This window comes from Pseudoalteromonas sp. NCIMB 1079, from assembly GCF_040567695.1.
GTDB classification, from domain to species: domain Bacteria; phylum Pseudomonadota; class Gammaproteobacteria; order Enterobacterales; family Alteromonadaceae; genus Pseudoalteromonas; species Pseudoalteromonas distincta.
In genome coordinates, this window is sequence record NZ_JBEWZA010000001.1 from 1,520,642 (window position 1) to 1,546,604 (window position 25,963).

23 protein-coding genes and 1 pseudogene are annotated in these 25,963 nt (G+C 39.8%); 9 read left to right on the forward strand and 15 right to left on the reverse strand.

Features of this window, described 5'->3' with window-relative positions:
• The first annotated feature begins 6 nt into the window (after positions 1-6).
• Positions 7-765 (forward strand): sulfite exporter TauE/SafE family protein, encoded by a 759-nt coding sequence (locus tag ABX891_RS06980; protein ID WP_354629168.1) that lies wholly within the window; start codon positions 7-9, stop codon positions 763-765.
• A gap of 178 nt (positions 766-943) precedes the next feature.
• Here ABX891_RS06980 and ABX891_RS06985 read toward each other — a convergent pair whose 3' ends face one another.
• The 3 genes from ABX891_RS06985 to mnmC all read right to left on the reverse strand — a co-directional run bounded on the left by ABX891_RS06985 (position 944) and on the right by mnmC (position 4,162).
• Positions 944-1,579, reverse strand: a complete 636-nt coding sequence (locus ABX891_RS06985; RefSeq protein WP_149602990.1) for an SDR family oxidoreductase — start codon at positions 1,577-1,579, stop codon at positions 944-946.
• Between the two features lie 182 nt (positions 1,580-1,761).
• Positions 1,762-2,085 carry a hypothetical protein gene (locus ABX891_RS06990; protein WP_024596752.1) on the reverse strand — a complete coding sequence of 108 codons (324 nt, stop codon included), beginning with the start codon at positions 2,083-2,085 and terminating at the stop codon, positions 1,762-1,764.
• Between the two features lie 67 nt (positions 2,086-2,152).
• Positions 2,153-4,162 (reverse strand): bifunctional tRNA (5-methylaminomethyl-2-thiouridine)(34)-methyltransferase MnmC2/FAD-dependent 5-carboxymethylaminomethyl-2-thiouridine(34) oxidoreductase MnmC1, encoded by a 2,010-nt coding sequence (mnmC, locus tag ABX891_RS06995; RefSeq protein ID WP_354629170.1) that lies wholly within the window; start codon positions 4,160-4,162, stop codon positions 2,153-2,155.
• Between the two features lie 178 nt (positions 4,163-4,340).
• Between mnmC and fabB the strand changes: the two genes are divergently transcribed.
• Positions 4,341-5,552 (forward strand): beta-ketoacyl-ACP synthase I, encoded by a 1,212-nt coding sequence (fabB, locus tag ABX891_RS07000; RefSeq protein ID WP_354629172.1) that lies wholly within the window; start codon positions 4,341-4,343, stop codon positions 5,550-5,552.
• A 101-nt stretch (positions 5,553-5,653) separates the two neighbouring features.
• Here the strand turns inward: fabB and ABX891_RS07005 are convergent, their stop codons facing one another.
• Positions 5,654-6,019, reverse strand: a complete 366-nt coding sequence (locus tag ABX891_RS07005; RefSeq protein ID WP_354629173.1) for a hypothetical protein — start codon at positions 6,017-6,019, stop codon at positions 5,654-5,656.
• A gap of 51 nt (positions 6,020-6,070) precedes the next feature.
• Here ABX891_RS07005 and ABX891_RS07010 point away from each other — a divergent pair.
• Positions 6,071-6,612 (forward strand): annotated as a pseudogene (locus tag ABX891_RS07010) (GNAT family N-acetyltransferase).
• Between the two features lie 98 nt (positions 6,613-6,710).
• Complete coding sequence (gene ggt / locus ABX891_RS07015; protein WP_354629175.1) at positions 6,711-8,384, forward strand: gamma-glutamyltransferase; 1,674 nt, start codon at positions 6,711-6,713, stop codon at positions 8,382-8,384.
• A gap of 47 nt (positions 8,385-8,431) precedes the next feature.
• Here the strand turns inward: ggt and ABX891_RS07020 are convergent, their stop codons facing one another.
• The 9 genes from ABX891_RS07020 to ABX891_RS07060 form a co-directional block, all read right to left on the reverse strand.
• Positions 8,432-9,298, reverse strand: coding sequence for a Tim44 domain-containing protein (locus ABX891_RS07020; RefSeq protein ID WP_354629176.1), 867 nt, complete (start codon positions 9,296-9,298; stop codon positions 8,432-8,434).
• Between the two features lie 164 nt (positions 9,299-9,462).
• On the reverse strand, positions 9,463-10,215 hold the full coding sequence (locus tag ABX891_RS07025; RefSeq protein ID WP_354629177.1) for a DUF3379 family protein: 753 nt from the start codon (positions 10,213-10,215) through the stop codon (positions 9,463-9,465).
• Positions 10,215-10,772 carry a sigma-70 family RNA polymerase sigma factor gene (locus tag ABX891_RS07030; RefSeq protein ID WP_033011540.1) on the reverse strand — a complete coding sequence of 186 codons (558 nt, stop codon included), beginning with the start codon at positions 10,770-10,772 and terminating at the stop codon, positions 10,215-10,217. Before ABX891_RS07030 ends, ABX891_RS07025 begins: the two co-directional genes overlap by 1 nt.
• Positions 10,773-10,833: 61 nt before the next feature.
• Positions 10,834-12,492, reverse strand: coding sequence for a BatD family protein (locus ABX891_RS07035; protein ID WP_165743656.1), 1,659 nt, complete (start codon positions 12,490-12,492; stop codon positions 10,834-10,836).
• Entirely contained in the window at positions 12,486-14,417 is a 1,932-nt protein-coding gene (locus ABX891_RS07040) for a VWA domain-containing protein (protein WP_354629179.1), read from the reverse strand. Before ABX891_RS07040 ends, ABX891_RS07035 begins: the two co-directional genes overlap by 7 nt.
• On the reverse strand, positions 14,417-15,403 hold the full coding sequence (locus ABX891_RS07045) for a vWA domain-containing protein (RefSeq protein ID WP_354629180.1): 987 nt from the start codon (positions 15,401-15,403) through the stop codon (positions 14,417-14,419). The genes ABX891_RS07040 and ABX891_RS07045 overlap by 1 nt, the downstream gene beginning before the upstream one ends.
• Positions 15,396-15,830: a DUF4381 domain-containing protein gene (locus ABX891_RS07050; protein WP_004335624.1), complete on the reverse strand. Its 435-nt coding sequence runs from the start codon at positions 15,828-15,830 to the stop codon at positions 15,396-15,398. Before ABX891_RS07050 ends, ABX891_RS07045 begins: the two co-directional genes overlap by 8 nt.
• A 2-nt stretch (positions 15,831-15,832) precedes the next feature.
• Positions 15,833-16,777, reverse strand: a complete 945-nt coding sequence (locus tag ABX891_RS07055; RefSeq protein ID WP_004335626.1) for a DUF58 domain-containing protein — start codon at positions 16,775-16,777, stop codon at positions 15,833-15,835.
• Between the two features lie 3 nt (positions 16,778-16,780).
• Positions 16,781-17,737, reverse strand: coding sequence for an AAA family ATPase (locus tag ABX891_RS07060; RefSeq protein ID WP_007377762.1), 957 nt, complete (start codon positions 17,735-17,737; stop codon positions 16,781-16,783).
• 306 nt (positions 17,738-18,043) lie between these two features.
• Between ABX891_RS07060 and fadI the strand changes: the two genes are divergently transcribed.
• The 3 genes from fadI (at position 18,044) to ABX891_RS07075 (ending at position 22,145) form a co-directional block, all read left to right on the forward strand.
• Entirely contained in the window at positions 18,044-19,354 is a 1,311-nt protein-coding gene (fadI, locus tag ABX891_RS07065; RefSeq protein ID WP_004335629.1) for an acetyl-CoA C-acyltransferase FadI, read from the forward strand.
• Positions 19,354-21,561, forward strand: a complete 2,208-nt coding sequence (fadJ, locus tag ABX891_RS07070) for a fatty acid oxidation complex subunit alpha FadJ (protein WP_354629182.1) — start codon at positions 19,354-19,356, stop codon at positions 21,559-21,561. The genes fadI and fadJ overlap by 1 nt, the downstream gene beginning before the upstream one ends.
• Before the next feature lie 74 nt (positions 21,562-21,635).
• Positions 21,636-22,145 (forward strand): GNAT family N-acetyltransferase, encoded by a 510-nt coding sequence (locus ABX891_RS07075; RefSeq protein ID WP_165743665.1) that lies wholly within the window; start codon positions 21,636-21,638, stop codon positions 22,143-22,145.
• A 35-nt stretch (positions 22,146-22,180) separates the two neighbouring features.
• Here the strand turns inward: ABX891_RS07075 and ABX891_RS07080 are convergent, their stop codons facing one another.
• Complete coding sequence (locus ABX891_RS07080) at positions 22,181-22,567, reverse strand: MmcQ/YjbR family DNA-binding protein (RefSeq protein WP_024596739.1); 387 nt, start codon at positions 22,565-22,567, stop codon at positions 22,181-22,183.
• Between the two features lie 194 nt (positions 22,568-22,761).
• Between ABX891_RS07080 and efpL the strand changes: the two genes are divergently transcribed.
• Together efpL and ABX891_RS07090 are read left to right on the forward strand one after the other, a co-directional pair.
• Positions 22,762-23,334, forward strand: coding sequence for an elongation factor P-like protein EfpL (gene efpL, locus ABX891_RS07085; protein WP_165743667.1), 573 nt, complete (start codon positions 22,762-22,764; stop codon positions 23,332-23,334).
• 139 nt (positions 23,335-23,473) lie between these two features.
• Positions 23,474-23,668 (forward strand): hypothetical protein, encoded by a 195-nt coding sequence (locus ABX891_RS07090; protein WP_024604473.1) that lies wholly within the window; start codon positions 23,474-23,476, stop codon positions 23,666-23,668.
• On the opposite strand, the gene ABX891_RS07095 is transcribed toward ABX891_RS07090, so the two are convergent.
• On the reverse strand, positions 23,665-25,917 hold the full coding sequence (locus ABX891_RS07095; RefSeq protein WP_354629183.1) for a sensor domain-containing protein: 2,253 nt from the start codon (positions 25,915-25,917) through the stop codon (positions 23,665-23,667). The genes ABX891_RS07090 and ABX891_RS07095 overlap by 4 nt on opposite strands.
• Between the last annotated feature and the right edge of the window lie 46 nt (positions 25,918-25,963).

Genomic DNA, 25,963 nt, shown 5'->3' on the forward strand with positions numbered 1-25,963 from the left:
AGTTTTATGGACTTTTTATTTCCCGACAGTATGTCTTTATTTTTGTTTCTATTAATGATGATCACCGCTGGCTTTACTTCTTTTATATCTGCTGCATTTGGTGCGGGTGGCGGGCTAATGTTGCTTGTTGTTATGGCGTCGTTTATGCCTATGGCAGTTGTTGTGCCTGTGCATGGTTTAGTACAGCTTGGCTCTAATGCAAATAGGTTATTACTCAGCTTTAAGCATATTGATAAAAGCATGTTTGTATATTTTGCGTTAGGCGGCTTAGTAGGGGCGGGGTTATCAAGTTTTGTTATTGATGATATATCGCTTGATGCTATGAAGTTAGTGGTCGCTATTTTTGTTATTTATTTACTGTGGGGTAAAACACCGCCAGTAAAACTAACCTCTAAGCTATGGCGTATGGTCGCCGGTGGCATAACGACTTTTGTTTCTATGTTTGTGGGGGCAAGCGGGCCATTAGTTGGTAGCTGTTTATATATAAATAATTACGAAAAGTTACAATTTACGGCAACGTTTTCGAGCATTATGAGTGTGCAGCATTTATTAAAAGCGGTAATTTATGGTGCTGTTGGCTTCAGCTTTTGGCAATGGATGCCGCTTGTAATTGCTATGGTAATAAGTGGTGCTGTAGGTACTTGGTTTGGAATTAAATTACTTAAAAGTATGTCTGGGGATAAATTTAAGCGTATTTTTAGAGTCGTTTTAACGTTATTAACGCTACAACTCGGTTGGCAAGGTATAAAAATATTACTCCACTAATTTGCTTAGTGGAGTAAATTTAATTTTATTAAACATAAATCACTTAAGCGAATTAAACAATTCATTGCGCCAAAAAGTTACTGATATAGAGCGACTACACTGTAATTTTTTGGCTTATCGATGAACTATACTAATCTGCAATAATTGTTTATACGTTTAAATAAATTGGTATTAAAGCTTATTTAACAGCGGCTTTAATTGGTTTGTCACCATCAAATAACTCAAAAATGCGGTTACTAATAAATGAGTTAGTCGCAATATGTAATAATGCATTGGCTACGTTTTCGCGGCTAATTTTAGCCTCAGAACGATCACTTGGTCGCTGCGTCGTTACTTGCATTGAAGCGCTATCATCAGTCAGTGTACCAGGGCGAACAATGGTGTAATTTAAACCACTATTGATTAAGTGCTCGTCAGCCATGTGCTTGGCAACTAAGTAAGGTTTTAAATCACCTTGAATCGAATCTGGGTCGTCTGCACCGATTGAGCTGACCATAATAAAGTGTTTAACGCCATGCTCTTTTGCAAAGGTAGCTGCTTTAGTTGCAGCCCATAAATCAATAAGTACAGTTTTATCATCGCCCGTACTTCCGCCAGAACCTGCAGCAAAAATCACTTGGTCACAGCCTTTCATTGCATCACCAAAATCGCCTTCAAGATCTTGCTCAACAATAGTTAAAAAAGAGCTGTTTAAATCGCTTAGCTTATTCTTGTCGCGCACTAATGCCACAACATTTTGCTCATTTTTTAAAAGTAGCTCAGTTGCCATTTTACCTATTTGTCCGCTTGCGCCAATAATTAGGGTCTTACTCATAATTAACTCCTTCCAATAAATAGTAAAAGTAATGTGCTTACAAACAGACCTTGGGGTAGGGGATGATTTTTAAAGGGTAAAAAAGAGTTTAAATGAGCTAATTTCAAAAAATACTTTAATTAAAATTCAATACTTAACTGAGCATTAAAATTAGCTGCTTTTGGGGTGTTTTTTAGAACTTTTTATTCAACCATTATACTCACTTCGGTCACATAACTACGGCGATATAGACTAATACGAACCTTATGTTCTTGGTAATTATAAAACAAAGTGCGATATGTATTATTGCCGCTTGTTTTTAACGGCTCTCCTAATTTTTGCTGATAAAAGCGAGCGATATCAGAAATTGAATCTGTTAAATAACCAGTGCGAACCATTGGGTATTCGCCGGCTACATCCATTGTTGTAACAAACTCTTCAGGAAGTGGGATTTCAGTGACGTTTTGGCTAAGTACATTAAACGATAGAGTGCATAGCAGTATTATTAAAAATGCTAAAGTTTTCATTAAAGTCCTTTAAATAATAAATTCCATTTATTGGTACTCATTTTACCTCAATAAGCACCTTTGTCATTTAAATTTTATTACGAATTAAATCTCGTACTATAAACCGAGCAGGGTGAATAGCTTGGCTTACACGTTCGCTTAATGGGCGAGGCTCGTTATTTAAACAACTTACGAGATGTTCTGCACTGAGCGGTGCGCTACATAAAGCGCGGGCGCCAAAGCCGGTAAAAATATGTAGGCCTTGTTGTGGCTTATTAAGTTGCTCATATTGATAGCGTTTACCTAAACGTAGGTTAGCAAAAGCCATAGTGTAATCACTTTGTTCGCACCATTGCCCTGCCATTGGTAGGTGATCTATAAATGTGCATCGTACAGCTGCTTTTGCCGAGGTAATATTGCCAAGGGTTGAGGCAAATTCACTTTGCTGATAAAAGCTAAGTAGTTGCTCTTGGTTTAACTGGTTGTCGAGCGCTGTAACTTGACGGCTTTTGGTGTTTTTTTCAAACGTGGCACCCATACAGTGATGATCTAAATAAGCCGGGGTAAAATACCCTTTATGGCATAGCACTGTTTTAAGTTTGCGTGATTGCTCACTTGCCTCAATATGTGAAACTTGCCCGCGTACGCCTACTATTGGTAGCGCTTTTGTTTGCTCAAATGCATCACTGTGCTCGCCTGCACAAAGAATTACATCACTAAAAGGACCTAACTGCTCATCATTCGTTAATAAAAACCAACCGCTGTCAGTTTTTTTAAGCTGTTTTATATTGCAGTTAAATACGCTTTTAAATGGGTTTATGCTATTTGCAGCCCTTAACATGGCGTTTACTAATTGAGGAGGGTTAACCCAGCCGCCTTGTTCAAAAAATACGCCCGAATAACCTGTTACTACGCCGGCTATTTCGTCGCCTTGCTCTGCGGTTACGTTGTGCATTAGCTGGGTTGGCCACAGTTGTTTTTGTGCTAAGTTTTCATGTTTATCGGCCAGTGGTTTTTTTACTGCGTGTTGTAATACGCCGCACCAATCGTAATCAAAATTGAAACCACTGCTAAGTAAGTTGTTATATAGGCGCTTTGCGTATAAAAAGCTATGTGCAAACAATTCGCTGTGCGGCGAGTTTTTTGCTTGAAGGTGAGGGTAAATAGCGCCTTGCACATTGTGCGATGCCCCCATAGCTGGTTTTTCATCTTGGCAGAATAATTGGCTTGCTATGCCTCGTTTAGCCAAACTATATAAAATGCAGCTACTGGCTATACCGCCACCAATGACCGCTACATTTTTTAAAGCGCTGCTATCTTGATGAAAATATGCAGGAGCTGATTGAGCATCATTTACGCACTCTAGTTGGCCAACAAGCATATCTCTTTTTTGGCCAAAGCCTTTGGCTTTTTTAGTATTAAAGCCTGCATCAATTAATCCACGACGAACAAAACCTGCTGAAGTAAATGTTGATAAGGTTGCACTTGCCCTTGATATATTGGCCATAGAATTAAATAAACTTTGCTGCCACATTTCGGGATTTTTACTTGGCGCAAAACCATCTAAATACCAAGCGTCAACAATTCCTGTTTGCGGATAGCTCATTGCTTGTATTGATTCAAGTGCATCACCAAAGTATAAATCGAGAACAACAAGTCCATTGTCAAATTCGAGTCTGTGGCATCCTTCTAAATTAATTGGGTATTGTTTAGATAATTTGTTACTAAAGGCGCTTAATGAAGGCCATGCCTGTAGTGCTTTGTTTAAATCGTCTATGTGCAGTGGATATTTTTCAAATGAAATAAAGTGTAAGCGTTTAACACCATTATCTAATTGATTTTGAACTTGTTGACGTGCAAGGTGGTCAGTAAAGCGTTGCCATGTATTTAAAAAGTTTAAACCTGTACCAAAGCCGGTTTCGGCAATAACAAAATGTGGCTGGTCATGATTTTGTAATCGTGCATCTATATTATTTTGCTCATAATACACATAATGCGATTCAGCTAAGCCATCGTCGTTAGAAAAATAAATATCACCGAAGTCATTAGCGAAAGGTGTACCTAAATTATTAAAGTGTATATGTGCATTTTTGATCATGATTTTTAATTTTATAGATATATTTTTTAATTATTTTACGGGTTTTCTTTGAAATAGTCTGGCGTTATTTATAAGCTAGCAGTTCAGAGTACAAGTGTACGCTAGAAAGCTGACCACTTAGGTGATTAAATTCGCGTAAAATAGAATGCAATTAAGTATTAAGCTAAGGGAATTACCCATGAGAAGAGCTGTAATTACAGGTATCGGTGTTGTATCAAGTATAGGTAACAACAAAGAAGAAGTATTAGAATCGTTAAAAACGGGCAAAAGCGGCATCGCTTTTAATCAAGAATTTGCCGATTATAAGTTACGTAGTAACGTATCGGGTAAAATTGATATTGACGTTAAAGCACACGTTGACCGCAAAGCAATGCGCTTTATGGGAGATGCTGCTGCTTACTCTTATATTTCAATGACGCAAGCAATTGAAGACTCAGGTTTGTCTGACGACCAAGTATCAAATGAGCGCACGGGTATTATTGTTGGCTCTGGCGGTGGTTCGTCTAAATGGCAAGTAGAAGCTGCTGATATTTTACGTGAAAAAGGCGTAAAACGCGTAGGGCCTTATATGGTGCCACGTACTATGGCAAGCACTACATCAGCATGTTTAGCAACACCATTTAAAATTAAAGGTGTTAACTATTCAATTAGCTCTGCTTGTGCAACATCTGCGCACTGTATTGGCCACGCTGTAGAGCAAATCCAACTTGGTAAACAAGATGTAATTTTTGCAGGTGGCGGTGAAGAGCTACACTGGACATTGGCAATGGAATTTGACGCTATGGGCGCACTTTCTACTAAATATAACGAAACACCTGAAAAAGCATCTCGTACATACGATGCTAATCGCGATGGTTTTGTTATTTCTGGCGGTGGCGGTATTGTTGTAGTTGAAGAACTTGAACATGCACTTGCACGTGGCGCGCACATTTACGCTGAAATTGTTGGCTACGGTGCAACGTCAGATGGCTACGATATGGTTGCTCCATCTGGCGAAGGTGCAGCACGTTGTATGCGCCAAGCTATGCAAGATGTAGATAGTATTGATTACTTAAATACGCACGGCACATCAACGCCTGTAGGCGATGTTAAAGAGTTAGGTGCGATACAAGAAGTGTTTGGTGGTAAATCACCAATGATCAGTGCAACTAAAGCAATGACGGGTCATGCCCTAGGTGCTGCAGGTGTTCACGAAGCTATCTTCTCATTATTAATGCTAGAGCACGGCTTTGTAGCACCTTCAATTAATATTGATGAGCTAGATGAGCAAGCGACAGGTTTAGATATTATTACTGAGCGTCGTGATGTTGAGTTAAATACTGTAATGTCTAATAGCTTTGGCTTTGGTGGCACAAACGCGACTTTAGTTATGAGTAAGTACAAAGGTTAATTTGAGCTTATAAGTCCTATATGCAAACGCATATCTTGATTAAATAGCCCAAAACAAAAAAGGAAAGCCGAGGCTTTCCTTTTTTATTATCGAAAGTTTAATTAACCTTCGTTATGTTCTTGGCGCGCTTGCTCAATTTCGTCAGCAATTTCTTGCGCTTTTTGCTTAGTCTTTTCAGTTAACTCGCCAGCAGCTTCTTTGCTTTTAATCCATGCGTCAACCGCAATCTCTTTGCCGTCGTCGTACATGTCTAAGCCCATTGCTTTACTTTGCTCTAATAGCTCGTTTAAAGACTCGTCATTTTTAAGATCGTTAGTTGTCTCTTTAACGTCGTTCCATGCATCACCAAGCTTTTCTTGCATTTGTGCGCTTTTATCTTTTTTATCTTCTTTTACTTCGTTGGCATCTTCACAACCAGTTAATGTAATTAAAGTGCCTAATAAAGCTAAACCTGCTAATTTATTCATGTGCTATCTCCTTTAGAGACTGATAATTAATTCGAGGCAGACTATACAACAATGAAAATGAACGTCCCCGTAACAAAACGATTAAATTTTAAATTAATGAATGAGCATGATTGGCCTCAATTATTTGAACTCGACCAAGACCCAGCTGTAATGCAGTATTTAACACGAGGTGAACCTACCTCTTTAGAGCAAATAAAAAATGAGGGTGTGCCTCGTATGCTCGCATATCGAAATGATCTAAAAGGCTGGGGCTGTGGAGTATCACTATAAAGCAAACCAATACATTTATAGGTTGGATATTAATAAGGCCTATGTGCTTTTTTACTGATGCACCAAACTACAGTGATATTGAAATAGGCTGGCGCTTTAAGCAAGCAAGTTGGGGGCATGGTTATGCAACCGAGGCGGCTTTAGCATTATGTGATGAACTTATAAAGCAAGATGACATTAAGGCGATAAGTGCAACGGCACTAAAAGATAATACGGCCTCTATAAATATAATGAAAAAGCTAGGTCTGCAATTTATGAAAAATTATACACATACAGACGAGCAAGGCGACTTACCTGCGGTGCTTTATTCAAAAAATGTTTAAAGATGATTAAATATCAACAGTATAAAGATTGACCTGTCCTTAAGTGACGTGCATTAATAAGAATGCGTAACTAAAAAATAATAAATTAAGGATGTTGTATGGGATTGTTTTTTGCACCAAGTAAATTAATTGTCAAAAGTGTGCTGGTTTTACAGTTCGCTGCTTTTAGTGTTTTAGCGCAGCCTTTATCGCAAAGCGCGGTAGCAATGCCTGACTCGTTCAGTGCCGATGCTGCTAAAAGTATATTAGAGCAAGGCGGTAATGCTGTTGATGCGGCTATTACGGCACAATTTGTACTTGCAGTAACGCTTCCTGAAGCCGGCAATATTGGCGGCGGGGGATTTATGCTTATTCAAAAAGATGGCAAGGGCGATTTTATAGATTATCGCGAAACAGCGCCAACAGCGGCTCATCGTGATATGTATTTAGATGAGCAAGGTAATGTTATTGCAAACAAATCAATATATGGTATTCACGCAAGCGGTGTACCTGGCAGCGTAGCGGGCATGTGGCTTGCCCATCAAAAACATGGCACTTTAAAGTGGGAAGAATTAGTACAACCAGCGGTAACGTTGGCTGAGCAAGGGTTTGTAGTTCCGCCTAAGTTAGCAAAAGGTGTGAGCAATTATATAGCCCACCTAAAAGAGCAAAAAATAAATGTAAACTTCGAAAAATACTTTGCTGATGTAAAAGCTAATAAAGCATTTAAGCAACCCGAGTTAGCGGCGACGCTAAAGCGTATCCGTGATAACGGCCAAGATGGGTTTTATAAAGGCGAAACTGCAAATATTATTGCTAAATTTATGCACCAACATGGCGGTATAATTAATCAAGATGATTTGAAAGGTTACACCGCTAAATCACGTACACCTATTAAAGCGAGTTGGAATGGTTATGAAGTACTTACTTCTCCACCGCCGAGTTCAGGTGGTATTGCTATTTTACAGTGGCTTAAAATGTATGAGTTACAAAAACCAGATGCGGGCTTAGCGCATAACTCTACTCAGTATGTACACTTACTTTCTGAAATAGGTAAACGTGTATTTGCAGATAGGGCTGAGTATTTAGGCGATCCTGATTTTTTTGATGTACCAGTCAACGCATTAACTAATATTAACTACCTCAAAGAGCGCAGTAATGGCATTTCGTTAACCGCTATCTCGACTACCGAAAATATTAAACCGGGCCTTAAAGAAAGTGAGCAAACTACACACTTTTCAATCGTTGATAAAATGGGTAACGCTGTTGCAAATACCACCACAATAAACTTAGGGTTTGGTAGCGGTGTAGTTGTTGAAGGTGCAGGGTTTATTTTAAATGATGAAATGGACGACTTTAGTGCTAAACCTGGCGTTATGAATGTGTTTGGTGCAATAGGCGGCAAAGCTAACGAAATACAGCCGCACAAGCGTATGCTTAGCTCTATGACGCCTACAATACTCCTTAAAGACAACACCGTTAAAATGGTGACAGGCTCGCCTGGTGGCACAACAATTATTAGCTCTGTGTACGAATCTATTTTAAATGCGGTAGAGTTTGATATGACTGCAGAGCAGGTTGTAAATAGCCCTCGTTTTCATCATCAACTGTGGCCTAAAAATATAATTAGAACACACATAGGTTTAACCGATAGCGTAAAAGCAGAGCTTACAAAAATGGGTTACACCATAGATGAGAACCACTTTGGTGACTTACACGTTATTATTAATAAAGAGGGCCAATTAGATGCCGCTTCTGAAGCATCTGGGCGCGGTAAATCAATTGTTTTTTAAATAAAAAAACACCGCGCTAAAAGGCGCGGTGTTTTAAACGTTAACGCTTATTGCGTATCAATTAAATCTTCAACACCCACTATTAGCCATGGAGCATCGTCTGAAATTAGACGCTCTAAGTGCCAAATTTCTAAAATAGGCTCTTCTTTTTTATCGCCTAAATCACGGTACTTACCTTTAAAGCGAACACTAACCTGCCACGATTGCGCGTTTGTATCTGCGCGCACAAGTTCGGCATCAATAAACATAACTTCCGTTTCTACGCTTTGTATAGCTTCACGTTCAGCTTTAAACTCGGCAACAAGTGCAGGGCTTAAGTATTCAGCCATTGTGGAGTAATCGGCATTGTTCCATGCAGTTTGTAGGGTATGGTAATGACTACGGGCACCTTGCAAAAAGCCATTAACGTCAAAGTTAGGTGGTAAATTAAAAGGCACACTTTCACCTTGTGGGGCGCTGCTTGCAAAGCCTGTACTTGTTGGTTGCTCGATAGGTGCTTGTTTAAAAGCATTTTGCTGAGCACTTGTACTTGCACTGGCAAGTTGTGGGGCACGATTAGCACGTAAAAAACCTGTTACTAGCTTAAATAAAATAAAGAGTCCGCCAGCTAATAAAATCATTTCTAATAGCTGAAAACCTTCAAAATCGTCGCCTAGCATTGCTGCAATTAAGCCACCCGCTAAAAGCCCTCCAAAAACGCCTGCCATAATGCCTTTTTTATTTGATGTGGCTTTAGGTGTGGCTTTAGGTGTAGCGTTAGGTGTTGTTGTATCTGTTTGTTGTTTTTGCGCTGTTTGTTGTGTTGCAGGTGTCTGTCCGCGTTTACTACTGCCAAATTTTTTACGTGCGTGTGCATCAAAACTGGCAGTACATAATAATGCCAATAATGAAAAAATAACGATGATGTTCTTCATGAAATTCCCTAATTAAAATCGAGCCGCGATTATAATTTACTTTCTTTAGAAATTTAATTAATTACTTTAAAAATCAGAGGTTTTGGGGAGTGAAGAAACGCTTTGTTGGTGAGTATATAATCAAAAAACCGCTCAGTAGAAACTAAGCGGTAAATTTGTCTATTTTAAAGCCAACGAATTGCGCCAGTAACGCGTTCATTGTATGTATCTAGAGGTGCCCCAAGACTTGCCACTAAAATAGTATCAGCTTGTGAGCCTCGGTTAATATGACCTTCAAAGCGCTCGTCTTTGAAATTATCATCGCCAAAACCAAATGATTTATTTTCAGAAGGCACTATAAATACCGTCATTGGACCAAAATCAGACTCAAATATTAAATGCAGTCCTTTTTCGCCTTTAAAATCACAAAACATGGCATAAGTTACAGCGCCAGGAAGCTCATCAAGGTGACCACCTAATACTGCAAGCTTGTCGTTAACGCTTTGTAGGCTAATGGGCTCTTTTTTATCAAGCGCATTAATTTCGTAGTACACATGGGCAAGCGCATGCTCACCTGCTTCGTGTGCAATATTTTGCTCTGTACTAAAAAAGAAGGCACTAATCGCCACTACAAAAGACGCTGCTAACGCAAGATGTACACGATCAAACTTAAAACGCGATCGAGCATCAACCACGTTTTTACCAGTTGCTTGTTCTTCTTGGAGTGCTTTTTCTTTTAACGATGTGTTTAAAAGAATGCGGTCTGCAAGATTTTCAGGCACAGGTATATCTAAAGAATCTCGAATGAATTTATCAAAACCTTTCATATCGTTAATAAAACTTTGTCGCTCTGGGTTATTGTCAGCAAACTCCATAAGCTCCTTGTCAATGTCGTTTGGCTGCGCAATAGTGCGGCGACGAAACTCAAGTTCATCCATTATTTTGATGCCCCTTTAAGTTGTTCATCATCACGGCTTAAAGCCTCTTTAAGTTGATTTCTGGCACGGTATAAACGAGTCATTACCGTGTTTTTATTTAAATTAAGTATGCCTGCAATTTCTTCACCAGAGCAGCCCATTACAACTTGCAGTAATAATGGCTCTCGGTATTCATCAGATAGCAGTGCAATCTGGCGTTGAATTACCGTTTGTTCCATTTCATCGTCTAATGAATGGCTGGTTTCATCAACAAGCGTATCGTTTTCTACGTCGCTGCAATCAAACTGTTTACGTTCAAATCGGCGTGCGTTTTCTCTTCGTAATATAGTAAGCAGCCAAGGTTTAGCTGCCTTTTGATCAAGTAAAGAGTCGAGTGAACGCCATGCGCGTAAAAACGTTTCCTGTACTAAATCATCTGCTATGTGCGGATCACGGCATAACCAATAAGCAAAGCGATAAAGCTCTTTATTGTAAACGTGGACCAAGGCTTCATAACGCTTTTGTTTCTCTGCCATATCGATTAAGACCTGATTGTTTGATTTTTTCTTTCCAAGCATAAGCACTTTTTTAATTAAAAATTATTAGTTATTGCAAAAAAAGACATAAGGTTCGTAGTTATTAATCATAAAGGTCTTTTAATACAGCTTGTTGCGACTTTGATGCCTGAGTTTGATAGATCTCAAGGATTTTAATAATAGCATTAAGATCCGTGTTTGCGCCTTTATTACTATAAAGTTGTGCCTGCAATTGGCTAATGAGACCATTAAGCTCGCTGCTGTTTACGCGGATGCAGAGCTCATCAATCGCGCCAACATTTTTATGGGTCACCTTTACAGAAAAGTTATTTAATGCGGTGTAAAAGGCTTTCACATCGTGTGTTTTGGCTAATGCTTTAAGCTCATTTAAGCTTGGCTGAGAAGTACCACGGGTGTTTAGCTGTAATTTTTCAGTCGTATTTTTAGTAGAACGGCTTATTAAGTAAAAAATTACAGTACCAATCCATAAAATATACCCTAAAGCGGCAACAACTATTAACCAAAGAGGAGTATCACTTTTAGTTTCAATAGGTTGTGTGCCAGTTGCTTGATTCGAAATATTTTCAAGAGTAGGTGAATTATTTGTGCTGGGTTGTGGGTTTGCTATGGCTGTATTAGGCGCGGTAGTACTTGGCGTTACTGTAATAGTACGCTTTGGTAATGTGGCTAAGCTAATACGGTTCATTTTGGTATTAAACCAAGGCAGCTTTATTTCAGGCAAAGTATAAGTACCTGGTTTTTGCGGCAGTAAGGCATATGATGCCGTTTGCTGCGACACAACGCGTCCGTCTCGCACTGCATTGTTATTTTCTTTTTTATCAGGGTAGCTGCGTATACCATCAATAGTAGGCATAGAGATTTCAGGTAATTGCTCTTTTGTAACTCCAAGCGCGGTAAGTGTAATAGTACGAGTTATAGGCGTACCTACTTCTACTGTGTTGTCGTTAGGTTGCCATTCTTCATCAAGGTTAACCAATTCGCTTGGTAACCATGCACCTTTATAGTCACTCGGGATTGGTTTTATTTCTACTTGCTGATCATCGCCAAGAGCAGATACCTCCAGTTGGCGGTAATTTTGCTGTACTCGCCCTTGAAACGCAGGGCCTGCAATCGTGTAGGCACCACTTTTTTGTGGCTGAATCAAATACTCACGAGTAATAACAAGGTAGCGTTTGCCATCAACTAGCTCATAACTCTCAGTTTGTTTACCTAATTGGGTTAGCTGAGCATCTTCCATACTTGGTGTGCTTAAGCTGCCATCAAGCAGTTCTTTGGCAAGGTAGAGCTTAACAGTGTAAACACCGGCTTCTTGCACAAATAATGAATTACTCGAGAGCGACGTTTTTAAAAATATTTCGTTATTTTTATCTGCATCAACTGAGCGTTTTGCCACTTTTAATTTAATAGGTTGTGAGGTTAACCCTGCAACGCTAAATGCCGGTATCGTGTAATCACCCTCTGTACGGGTCATTAGTTTAACTGACCACGTAGTTTGTTTATTAATGCTGCCATTAATAATATTGGTACGAGAGCTTAAGCTTGTTGGGCCTACAACAAAGTCTTTTAACAGCGATGAGGTGTCTGGTTGCTCGCCTTTAACTGTATCGTCTACCGATATATTAAGCATAAAAAATTCACCCGCTAATACAGGGTTTTTATCTACGCTGGCTTCTAATTTGGTGGCAGCCCACGAAGGCATCGCACTTAATAGCAATAAACAGCAAAATAATCGCATTACCATGATTTTTCGACTCCTGTAGGGCGACGTTTGTATTGTCTTTTTTGGGCTTCTAATTGCATTTTATTCCGTAATAAAATAGCCGGATCGTCCGGGACTTTTCTAAGTAGTTGATTAAGCTGTTGTGCTTTTTCTTTTTCTTCATTAGTGAGCTCACTTGCTTGGGCTTGCATCGCTTGTTGCTGAGCATTTTGTTTTTGCTCATCAGTGGCAGGTTGCTCACTTATTGCTTGTGGCTTACTTTGTTGCTGCTCATCCTCTTTAGGCTGATCAGCGTCTTTATTTTGCCCTTGTTCGCTTTGTGGCTGGGCTTGCATATCAGGTTCATTTTGCTTATCTGATTGCTCGCCAGGCTCACCTTGTTGATCTTTTGATTGTTCAGATTCTTTATCTGATTTTTCATCGCTTGAGCTTTGACTTTCGTTTTCGCCTTTTTCAGAATCGCTTTTATCACCATTTTGTTGCTGATCCTGTTTTGACTCATCAGAATTTTGCCCTTGGTTTTGCTCATCTTTTTTCTGACTATCATCTTGGTCTTGAGAGTCGTCGCCGTCGCCTTGCTGATCTTGCTGGTTTTGTTGCTGTTGTTGATTTAGTAATTGCTCGACTAAGGCTTGGTTATCGGCTGCTTGTGTAAAGTCATCTTGTAAGGTTTGGGCCTGTTTGTACGCCTCAATTGCGTCCTCAAGTTTGCCAGCTTTGGCAAGGGCATTACCGTAGTTGTATAATCCGGTAGCCGACTTATCATTACTAAACTCACTAAGTGCAGCATCAAAATTACCTTGCTGGTAAAGCGCCGCGCCTTTCAACTCACTCGATTGCGCCTGTGTTGCTGCATCGTATTCTTTATTATTGTAAGCCTCTAATGCACGTTGATCTGCATTTTGCAAAAGAGTAGGGAGCTCTACGGCATACGCATTTTGCTGCGGTAAAAAACCAAAAGCTAAAAATGCGCCTAGCAAGGCAGCGCGTCTAAATAAATACAAACCAAATGGCAGTAATAACAAGAGTCCGTAAATACCTGCATCTATTCGCCAAAGCGCATGGCTTTGTTTTTCGTCTTTCAATAATTCACTCTGCGCATTTGGGGCAAACGTATTGATGTCGTTATTGCTAGGTTGGTAACTAGCAAATTTACCACCGCTGCTCGATGCTAAATTTTTAAGCTGAGAGGCATTAATTGTAGGTACTACAATTTGGCCGTATCTGTCTTTCAAAAATCCGCCTTCAGGTAACCTAATTGGTGCGCCTTGAGCGGTACCTACACCATATATATTTAATCTATATTGGGTGTTACTGGTAAAGCTACTCACGTCGCTTTGTTCTTGTTGGTCAATACCGTCTGTCACTAAAATAATGTCGCCATCAATATAACCCGCTTGCGTTAATAGCTCTTTGGCCATATCAAGACCGGCTAAAACGTTTGAGCCTTTGTCTGGCATTATTTCAGGGCTTAAGCTTGGAATTAAATTACTGAGTGTTGTGGCATCGTTTGTTAGTGGCGAAATTACATAGGCCGTGCCTGCGTAAGCTACAAGCGCGGTATCACCTTCTTTAAATAGCTCAATCATATCAAGCGCTTTAAAGCGTGATTGCATTAAACGATTTGGCAAAATATCGGTGCTGTACATTGAGTACGACATATCCATAACAATTACACGGGCACTTTTACTTTGAAATACAGGAACTTGTTTTTTCTCAAAACTAGGCCCAGCACTAAATAAAATGCCAAGGCTGCAAAACAAAGCAACTAACCAAAGTGGCTGGCTGGCTTTAGTATTTGCTTCGCTCATTATAAATTGTGCTAAATGAGGTGCAATTAGCTGCTCACTGGTGGTTTTTTTATGCTTAATTAAGGCAACAAAAAATAATGCCACAGCAGGTATGAGTAACCATAAAAGAGCGGGGCGAATAAATTCAAAATCCATTAGTTTGGCTCCTTTAATGCACGCAGTGTACTAAGCATTACTTTTAAGCTAATAAGTAAAATAGCGATAAGTAACGGGTAGTAAAATAATGAGCTTTGTGGGCGAAATGTTTGTTCATCAGCGCTAATAGGTTCAAGCTTATCAAGCTCTGCGTAAATTTGTTGAAGGCCAGCTACATCTTTGGCTCTAAAGTATAATCCGCCAGTTTGCTCGGCAATCTTTTTAAGTAATCTTTCATCTAAATTACTGCCACTAGAGCCTCCCACATTAAAGAGACTAAAGCCGCGCGGATTATCTGAGCCAACACCAATGGTGTACACTTTAATACCTTCTTCGCGAGCTAGCAGTAGGGCATCTTCTGGGTTTAGATTGCCCGCGGTGTTTTGTCCGTCGGTTAATAGCACCACAATTCGGTTACTTTCATCTTTATTGGCAAAGCGTTTTACCGAAAGACCCAATGCATCACCAATGGCTGTTGCGCGCCCCACTAAACCAATTTGCGCTTCGCTGAGCATTTTACTTACTGTTTTAACGTCGCGGGTGAGCGGGGTTTGTAAAAACGCGGTGTCGCCAAATAATATCAGCCCAAGCCTGTCGCCTTGACGCTGTTCTATAAAATCACTGAGTACAGCTTTTACCATGGTAAGGCGGTCAACATATTGGCCATTATAAGCCATGTCTTGTTCGGTCATCGAGCCTGATAAGTCAACTGCTAACATTATATCGCGTCCTTCATTTGGTAATGAAATTGGCTCATCTAACCATGTTGGATTGGCAGCAGCAGTAACAAGTAATAACCAAATTACCCACTCGAGGGGACTTAAACGTCGTGCGTGTGGCTCGATGCTGTGGCTGGTTAAATTGTGCTTTGCAAAACTGGGTATACGTAAACGCGTACTGGCATTACTTGCTGCGGGTTTTAATAGTAAAAATAATAAAGGCAAGGGTAGTAATAAAAATAACCATGGCCAGCTAAATTCAAACATTTACTGACTCCTTTATTTTAAATTGCTTAATACCTTGGCGAAATTTTTCGCACAGTGTTGTATCTTTTTGGCTGGGGTTATACAAGCTTAGTATTTCTTGTTCTGTAAAGCTTAAACCGGTGAGTGTATTAAGTGTTGTGCACCATTTAGAGGTAGATTGCGCAGCAAGTCGCTTGTCGTAATATTCAATCACTAAACGTTTTAAAATAATATGCAGTTGCTGAGGGTTTTGCTCACTTTGGCTCAATTGTATTGCGTAGCGTTTAGGCTTTTTAAATTTATGTTTTTTATAAAATATATAAATAGCTGCGCACAGTGCTAAAAACAGCAGTGCAATAATAACCCACCAAGCAGGGGCGAGTGGCCACCAATTAACTTGGCTTGGCGCTATTATATCGTGCAGGCCATCGAGTGGATTGGTTTGCATGGTTATTTTCTCACTAATTGCAGCTCAAGCGGTGTTGCCGCATTGAATGATATTAAATTAAGACCCGATTTAGTTAGGCGATTAAAGCGCGCGCTAAATGCTTGCTCAGCATTTTTAGCAAAGCGTTCTCTAAAGCTGTTATCCATTAATGGTAGGGCAAAGTCTTGACCATTTGCATTAACCGTAACGGCTTGCTTAAACGCAGGTAACTGATGCTCAAACGGATCGCTTATGTGGCAACCAATCAGCTCGCAGTGGCGGCTTAATATTTCAAGTTGCTTAAAGCTGGCATCATCCAGAGCATTAAAATCAGACACTAAATACACTAAGCTGCCTGGTTTTGCTAAATGGTTAAGGCGCTTTAGGTTATCGCTAAAGTTGTTAGTGGCTGTTTTATCAATATTGTTAAGCGCTTGCTGGTGGTTGTCGCATAAATTATGGCAAAGCTTAAGCACGGCTTTTTCACGGGCGCTGGGTTTTAGCTCTAAATGCGAGTGCTGATTAAACACAATACCGCCAATTCTATCGCCGCGCTGACACGCCGACCATGCAACAAGAGCGCTTATATGCGCAGCTTGCACCGACTTTAATAGTAACTTTGAACCAAACAGCATTGAGTTAGAAAAATCAGTAAACACAAACACAGGGCGCTCTTTTTCTTCTTGAAAGAGCTTTGTGTGAGTCTCGCCGGTACGCGCAGTAACTCGCCAATCAATAGAGCGAATATCGTCACCTTGCTGATAATGTCGCACTTCGGCAAATTCCATTCCTCGGCCTTTGTGCGGTGCAAGGTATTGTCCTGTTAAGGTATTTTTTATTTTTACCTTAGGGGCAAGTTCAAGCAATTGCGCTTTGGCTTTGTAATACATCAGCTCTTTGAGTGCTAAATTAACACCGTGGCTATGGCTCTGTTTGAGCCATGCTTGGGTTTCTAATTGTTTTTGCATAACTTATGGTACGGCTACAAGTTCAACTATACGGCTTATTACTTGATCTTTAGTAATGCCATCGGCTTGGGCTTCGTAACTTAAGATAATGCGATGACGCAGTACGTTATGCACAACAGCTTGAATATCATCAGGTGCTACAAAGTCACGGCCTTGAAGCCATGCGTGGGCGCGAGCACATTTATCAAGTGCTATTGTTGCACGCGGACTTGCACCAAACTCAATCCAGCTACCTAGTTGCGCATCTAATTTAGCGCCTTCACGAGTGGCTATAATAAGTTGTACTAAATATTGCTCAAGCGGCTCTGCTAAATAAAGGCCTAATATTTCTTTACGAGCTGCAAATAAATCGCTTTGACTAATTTTTTGCATTACTGGTTGTTGTTCATTAAGCGCCTCGCCGCGTGTTAAACGCAGTATATCAAGCTCATGCTCTGCGCCAGGGTAGTCAATACTTAGGTGCAGTAAAAAGCGATCCAGCTGGGCTTCTGGTAACGGGTATGTGCCTTCTTGCTCTAGCGGGTTTTGCGTTGCCATAACTAAAAACAGTTCGCTAAGCGGATAGGTATTTTTACCCACGGTTACTTGGCGCTCTGCCATGGCTTCTAATAGTGCTGATTGTACTTTGGCTGGTGCACGGTTAATCTCGTCAGCTAAAATTAGGTTGTGAAAAAGAGGGCCTTTTTCAAATACAAACTCGCTAGTTTGTTGGCGGTAAATATCGGTACCTGTTACATCAGCTGGTAATAAATCTGGCGTAAACTGTACGCGCTGAAATGAGCCTTCAATGCCTTTAGCAAGTGCATTAACTGCACGTGTTTTTGCAAGCCCAGGAGGGCCTTCTACTAATAAGTGACCATCAGCTAAAATAGCAATAAGTAGTGCTTGTGTAAGCTCTGGCTGGCCAATGATTTGTGTATCTAAGTACGTTTTTAATTGTGAAAATGCGTTAGCTGCCATAATAAGTGGACTGTCCTCGTCAGCTGGGTTTGTACCTAATAGTGTTAGGTGATAAATACTGACCTATTTATAAGGTTTATAATTGGGTAACTCAAGAGTTAGACTGTATTTTTTAAAATAGTTCGTTATTTTTTAACGAATTTTAGCGTACCACAAAACTTTGTAAATGCGTCTAAAAAAGCCTATTGTGATAGTCGTAATTAAACACTGTTTATATAAATTTGTGTTTATCTATTGGCTTTAGGGCACGGGTTGTTTAGAATCGAGGAAAACAAACAGGTCAGACCTGTCAGCGGGAGAGCATAAATGTCTGAGCAAAACATACTAAAAACACCAAAGGGCGACCGTATTGCCATAGTTAGCGGCTTACGTACACCTTTTGCAAAACAAGCAACAGCGTTTCACCATGTACCAGCACTTGATATGGGTAAATTGGTGGTTAACGAAATGCTTGAACGATTAAATTTCAACAAATCAGAAATTGATCAACTTGTATTTGGTCAAGTAGTACAAATGCCAGAAGCGCCAAATATTGCACGTGAAATTGTATTGGGCACAGGTATGCCTGTATCGGTTGATGCATATTCTGTATCGCGCGCATGTGCTACCAGCTTTCAGGCTATTGCTAATGTAGCTGAGTCTATTATGGCGGGATCTGTAAGTGTAGGTATTGCAGGCGGCGCAGATTCGTCATCAGTACTACCGATTGGTGTTAGTAAAAAGCTAGCAGGCAGCTTAGTTGATTTAAATAAAGCGCGTACGCTTGGTCAACGTTTAAAAATATTTTCAAAACTGCGCTTAAAAGATTTATTACCAGTGCCTCCTGCAGTTGCAGAGTACTCAACAGGCCTTTCAATGGGGCAAACTGCTGAGCAAATGGCTAAAACACATAATATTAGCCGTGAAGATCAAGATGCATTAGCGCATCGTTCTCACTCACTTGCAACGCAAGCATGGGCTGATGGTAAGTTAAAAGATGAAGTAATGACGGCGCATTTACCGCCATATAAAAGCTTTATTTCAGAAGACAACAACATTCGTAAAAACTCAACGGTTGAAGGCTACGCAAAGCTTAAACCTGTTTTTGACCGTCAGCACGGTACTGTTACCGCTGCAAATGCAACACCATTAACTGATGGTGCAGCGGCCGTACTTATGATGAGCGAAAGCAAAGCAAAAGCACTGGGTTACGAAATACTAGGTTACGTACGTAGCTTTGCATTTTCGGCAATTGGCGTAGAAAAAGACATGTTAATGGGCCCAGCTCATTCAACGCCTATTGCACTAGATAGAGCGGGTATTACGCTTGCTGATTTAGATTTAATTGAAATGCACGAAGCGTTTGCATCGCAAACACTTGCCAATATGAAAATGTTTGCCTCAGACAAATTTGCACAAGAGCATTTAGGTCGCAGCAAAGCAATTGGCGAAATTAACATGGATAAGTTTAACGTTAACGGCGGCTCTTTAGCATATGGTCACCCATTTGCAGCAACAGGTGCACGCTTAATTACGCAAAGCTTACACGAGCTTAAACGTCGTGGTGGCGGTTTGGCATTAACAACAGCGTGTGCTGCTGGTGGTTTAGGTGCAGCCTTTGTATTGGAGAGCGCGTAATGACTGATTCAGTATTTAATTTAGCGGTAGATGAAAACAAAATTGCCGTAGTAACGATTGATGTGCCAGGGGAGAAAATGAATACCCTGCGCAGTAGTTTTGCCGATGACTTAAAAGCATTATTAGAAGACGCTAAGTCGCAAAATGTAAAAGGCATGGTATTTATAAGCGGAAAAAGCGATAACTTTATCGCGGGCGCCGATGTAAAAATGCTCGATAGCGTTCAAAAGCGTGATGATGCTTTAGCAATTAGCGAACTATGTCATCAAGCATTTTTTGATATGACAAAACTGCCATACACAACAGTAAGCGCGATTCATGGCGCTGCATTAGGTGGTGGTTTAGAGTTTGCTTTAGCGTGTGACTACCGTGTTGGTACCGACAGCGATTTAACAAAAATTGGCTTACCAGAAGTGCAGCTTGGTTTACTTCCAGGTGGCGGCGGTACGCAGCGCTTAACTAAAATTGTTGGTATTCAAAAAGCACTTGAGTGGATGCTAACAGGTAAACAAATTCGCCCTAAGCAAGCTAAAAAAGCAGGCGTGCTTGATGATTGCGTACCACGCAGTGCGCTGCTAAAAGTTGCAAAAGAATTTGCGACTAAGAAAAAGCCACAAGCAAAAGAGCCAAAGCTCGACAATATTAGTAAATTATTAGAGTCAAACCCGTTTGGTCGTAACTTTATCTTTAAAAAAGCCAAAGAAAACGTACTTAAAAAAACGGGCGGACACTACCCAGCACCGCTAGCCATTATTAAAGCAGTGCGAGCTAGTGTAGAGCTTGATGAGCTAAAAGCGTATAAAACAGAAGCTGAAAGCTTTGCAACACTTGTAATGAGTGACGAATCGAAAGCGCTTCGCGGTATTTTCTTTGCAACCACTGAAATGAAAAAAGAGTGGCGCAATGATGACGCCCCCGCAATTAGCAAAACTGCTGTTTTAGGTGGTGGACTAATGGGCGCAGGTATTGCGCACGTAAGTGCTGTTAAAGCTAAAGTACCGGTACGTATTAAAGATGTAGCAGAGCAGGGCATTAGTAATGCAATGAGCTACACCTACAAAATTTTAGACAAGCGCCTTAAGCGCCGTATTATGTCTAAAGCTGATATGCAATTAACAATGAACCGCATTACAGGTACAACAGACTACAGTGGCTTTAAACACATTGATTTAGTAATAGAAGCGGTGTTTGAAGATCTTGCACTTAAGCAAGGTATGGTTGCAGACGTAGAGCAGCAATGCCAAGAAAATACAATTTTTGCTAGTAACACGTCATCATTACCAATTTCGCAAATTGCAGCGCAGGCAGCACGTCCTGAAAATGTAATTGGCTTACATTACTTTTCACCAGTAGAAAAAATGCCATTAGTGGAAATTATTCCACACGAAGGTACATCTAAAGAGACTATTGCTCGTGTTGTTAACTTTGCACGTAAGCAAGGTAAAACGCCAATTGTTGTAAAAGACATGGCCGGTTTTTACGTAAATCGTATTTTAGCGCCTTACTTAAATGAAGCTGCTAACTTAATGCTTGCGGGTGAGCCAATTGAAAAGATTGATGCAGCCCTAGTTGAGTTTGGCTTTCCGGTAGGGCCACTGGCTCTACTTGATGAAGTAGGGATTGATATTGGCTCTAAAATTGCTCCAATTCTTGAAAAAGAATTAGGTGAGCGTTTTAAAGGTCCTGATGCATTTACTCGTATGATTGATTCAAAACGCCTTGGCCGTAAGTCGGGTCGTGGTTTTTATGAATACGATAAAAAAGGCAAAAAGGTTGATGAGTCAGTTTACGAACTATTGGGTGTTACCCTAGCTCCACGTTTAAACAAAAGCGAAATTGCTAAGCGATGTGTATCAAAAATGCTTAACGAAGCAGTACGCTGTTTAGATGATGGTATTATTGCAAGCCCTCGTGATGGCGACATTGGTGCAATATTTGGTATTGGTTTCCCACCATTTTTAGGTGGCCCGTTTAGCTATATGGATAAATTAGGCGCAAGTAAAATAAGCTCTGATATGTCTACATTGGCTAACAGCGATGCTAATTTTGCTCCTTGTGAGTCACTGGTAACAATGGCAAGCTCTGGTACTACTTTTTATAATGCAGCAACTGTTGAGGTTGTAGCTCCTGAAGTACAAAGCACTGAGCCACAAGAGCAAGGTGTCACTGAGCCTGAAGTTACTAAAGAGATTGAAACAAAAGAATAAAGTTTCTACTGTTTATAAAAACCGCATTTAGATGCGGTTTTTTTATGATTTTTAATATTTAAATGAGGAGCTTAATGACATTATTTACACAAAGATTGAGCATGTACCAAATAGAAGAGTCTGATTGGCCTCTTTTTCTAGCGCTTCATCGCGATCCTCAAGTCCTTAAGTATTGTTTTGATATGCCAATGGAGTCACTGGTAAGAAACCGCTTTGAGATACGCTTGCCTAAGTGGAATGCTAAATCACGTCATCCACTGTGTTTACTCATTATTAATAATCAAACAAAACAACCTGTGGGTGTTACAGGCTTTGCCTATGACGGAGAAACCGCAGAGCTTGGGTATTTATTATTGCCAGAGTATTTTAATAAAGGCTACGCGACAGAGTCGTTAAGAGCTGTGATTGATTGGGCTTGGAAAGAATGTGGTATTAGGCAGTTTAAAGCAGTCGTAACGCGTGGCAATGTTGGTTCTGAAAAGGTGCTTAGTAAGTGCGGCTTAACCCATACCGATACACTTTTTAAAGTGCATACAATAGGCGAAAAGTTATACGACGATTTAATTTATACGCTTAAGGTGTAAGGTTTTAATGGGCTAGTAGCCTAGCCCAAAAAGTGCTACAAGTGAAGTGCGATAGCTTTGCGGTCTTTTTCTGGCATGTTTTCTACGACTAAATTAAATGAGTTATCAATCATTCTCTCAATTTCACTTTGTGCAATTGTGCCGTCTAAAATTACTGTGTTCCATAAGCGTTTATTCATATGGTAACCAGGGATCACTGCCGGGAAAGTATCACGCAATGATATTGCTTCATCAGGATCGCACTTTAAGTTAAGCCACCAAATAACCTCACCATCATCATTAGTTTGACCGTCATTGCCAATAGCAAGAGTCGCAAACATTTTATGATTCACTTTATATACATCAACCTCTTGCGCAAATGGTTTTGTAACCTGAACAAGTGGTTTTTTAACTAAATACTCATGTACTTTTTTCTGGTCCATGATCCATTCCTTGAAGTCATACTCGGTAAAGCTACCATAGCAGTTTTTTTCACATTTGATTATATGTATTTTAGTATAAATTAAAATTTTACAAGCTAATACAACATGTAGCGTAAAACCAACGTAATTTTAGTTGAACAAAATCCAGTTCGTGGTATGTTTCTGCCAATCAAAAAAATAATAGGAATTCACACATGCCAAAGGCGAGTGATGTTAAAAAAGGTACTGCTATTGACTTCAATGGCCGCGTTTTAGTTGTAAAAGATATTGTGCGCTCTGTGCCGCAAGGTCGTGCTGGTGGTAGTTTATACCGTATGCGTTTATACGATGTGGTAACCGGTGGTAAAGTTGACGAAACATTCAAAGACAGTGACATGCTAACGCTGGCTGATTTAACACGCCGTGAAGTAATGCTATCGTACATTGATGGCGACGAGTATGTGTTTATGGATAATGAAGATTACACGCCTTACAACTTGAATAAAGACGCTATTAGCGAAGAAATTCAGTTTGTTAATGAAGAAACGCAAGGCGTACACGTAATTGTTATTGATGGCGCGCCAGTAGGGCTTGATTTACCGTCAAGTGTTGAACTTGTTGTTGAAGAAACAGACCCATCTATCAAAGGTGCATCTGCGAGTGCGCGTTCAAAACCTGCACGTATGTCTACTGGCTTAAATATTTCTGTGCCAGAGCATATTTCAACAGGTGACCGTATCCGTATTAATACTGTTGAACACAAATTTATGGGTCGTGCTGAAAAGTAACTTGTAAATTATAATTTTAAAAGCCGAATCTGTATTTAACAGCTTCGGCTTTTTTGCGCGCGGGGATTTGTTGCTTTAAATTTAATCACGTTAGCGTTAAAATAAGCGCTGTATTTTTGAGCAACTTTAAGGGGTAGCTTTGTTTATAGTTTTACTAAGCAGTGCATTTATAGCTTTAATGTATTTAGAAACCATTAAAAAAGGCATGCCAATTAAGCGATGGCTGATTTTAGGCGGTTTACTTGGACCTGTAGCCTGGTGCTTGTTTAATCTACATTATCGTCGTGCTTTAGTAAGAAATGTAGGAATAAATGCGTGTATATGGCGCCCTTAATTTATTGACGCCACATTTTTATTTTTTCTAATTAAGCTTGGGGCTGCTTTAGTTTGTTGTTGCTTTAAAAATTCAGTAAATTCACTTTTTGATAGAGGCTTAGAATAGTAATAACCTTGTACTGTTTCGCAATTAAGCTTTTTGAGTATATCAATTTGATGAGCTTGTTCTACACCTTCAGCTACTACATGTAAATCAAGGTTATGTGCAATAGTGACTATTGAGTCGACCATATTACGGCCACGTTCGTTGGTCATGTCATCTATAAATGCTTTATCTACTTTAAGTGTATTAAGTGGAAATTGCTTTAAATACGCTAATGATGAATAACCAGTACCAAAATCATCCATTGCTAAATGAATACCTCGGGCACTTAACGAACGCATAATTGCAATGGCTTCTTTAGGGTCATCCATTACAGTACCTTCTGTTATTTCAAGCTCTAAAAAGTAAGAAGGTAATTCATTTTTTTGCAAAATAACGTCAATACGAGAGGTTAAATCGGGGAGGCTAAATTGCTTTGCTGATAAATTGACAGCTACTCGGCCGCTAAATAAACCGCTATCTAGCCATTCTTTTACGTCTCTGCAGGCTTTGTTTAATACCACTTCACCAATTTCAATTATTTGGCCCGTTTCCTCGGCTATAGGTATAAAAACTCCCGGACTAATAATGCCTTTTTTGGGTGTAATAAAGCGCACTAATGCTTCCATTCCGGTTAGCTTGCCTGTGCGAATATTCATTTTTGGTTGGTAGTACACTTCAAAGTGATCTTCTTTTAAACCAAAGCGCATGAGGTTTTCAATTTGCAGTCGTTTAACGGCTTGACGGTTCATCGTGTCGTTAAAAAATAAGTAGCTGTTACCTTTCTTTTTAGCATGATACATGGCGGTATCTGCATTTTTTAAAAGCAGTTCAGGCGTATTACCGTCTTCAGGGAATAATACAATACCTACACTTGAGGTGATTGCCAGTTCGTGGCCTGCCATTTTAAATGGTGTAGCAATGGCTGCTAAAAACTGTTTAGCCATGCGTGTAATTACATGTATGTCGTTAGTGTCAGACATTACCAGAGCAAACTCATCGCCGCCTAAACGATAAAACACATCATTTTCGCGGGTTAGTTTATTTAAGCGCATTGCTAGTTTAGCTAATAAGCTGTCACCTAGCTGATGTCCTAACGAGTCATTTATTTTTTTAAAGTTATCTAAATCGAATACAAGCAAGGCGTGATGCGAATTGAGTTTTACTAGTTTATGCAAATCAGTAAAAAATAAATTTCGGTTAGGCAGACTGGTTGTGCGATCTCGATTCGATAAGTTATGTAATTGCGATTCTGCTTTTTTACGCTCTGTTAAATCTGAATATACAACGACATAATTAGTTATTTGATTTTGATCGTTTTTAATTTCATCTATGGATATTTCTATCGGTAATAAAATACGCTCACTATTACGAAGCTTCACTTCTTGTTGAATATGTTCGCGCTCTTTTACTATTTCAATAATTCTGTTTGTGTAGCTTGGCTCATACCCAGATAGGCTAAATTCTTTTCCTAAGTATTGTTCGCGTACGCCACCAAACAAGGTTAAAAAGCTAGGGTTTATATCAACCAGTTTAAAGTTTTTATCGTAAATTGCTAAGGCGTCAGTAAGCGACTCAACACATTTTGCAAAAAGGTTTAAGCGCTCTTCAGTTGATTTTAACTGTGATATATCGCGAACGGTACCTGTCATTCTAAGGGGTGATAAGTTGGCGTCTTTTTCAATTATTTTTCCGCGGTCGAGCACCCAGTGCCAACGACCAAAAGTATCTTTGATTCGGTAGGTGGCTTCAAAAAAAGCAGACTGCTCTGCAAAATGCACTTTTAATAAGTGTTCAACGTTATTAATATCGTGAGGATGAATCAGGCCTTTATTTGGTGGAAACCCCATTAACGTAGTTGAGTCCATTAAATACTTATCGTTAATACGAATGACTTCGCCTGTTTTTATGTTCCAATCCCACAGGGTATCGCCGCTACCTTCTACAGTACTTTTAAGGCGTTTTTCAGAAAGACGGAGCTGTCGACGCGAACGCCTAAGTTTGTGGATTACAAATAACAGGTAGGGCAAAGCAAGCGCTATAATGACGCTTGCTAGTATAAGTATATTGTCTGAGTTGTAATTAAGTGATGACTCAAAGGCAAAAAGCTCAAATGAGTAAGCAAGTACTACAAGCATGCTTAGTTTTATTATTGTTTTTATCATTTTTTGATTACTTCTAATTTACAAATGATAATTTAAAACAAGCTAA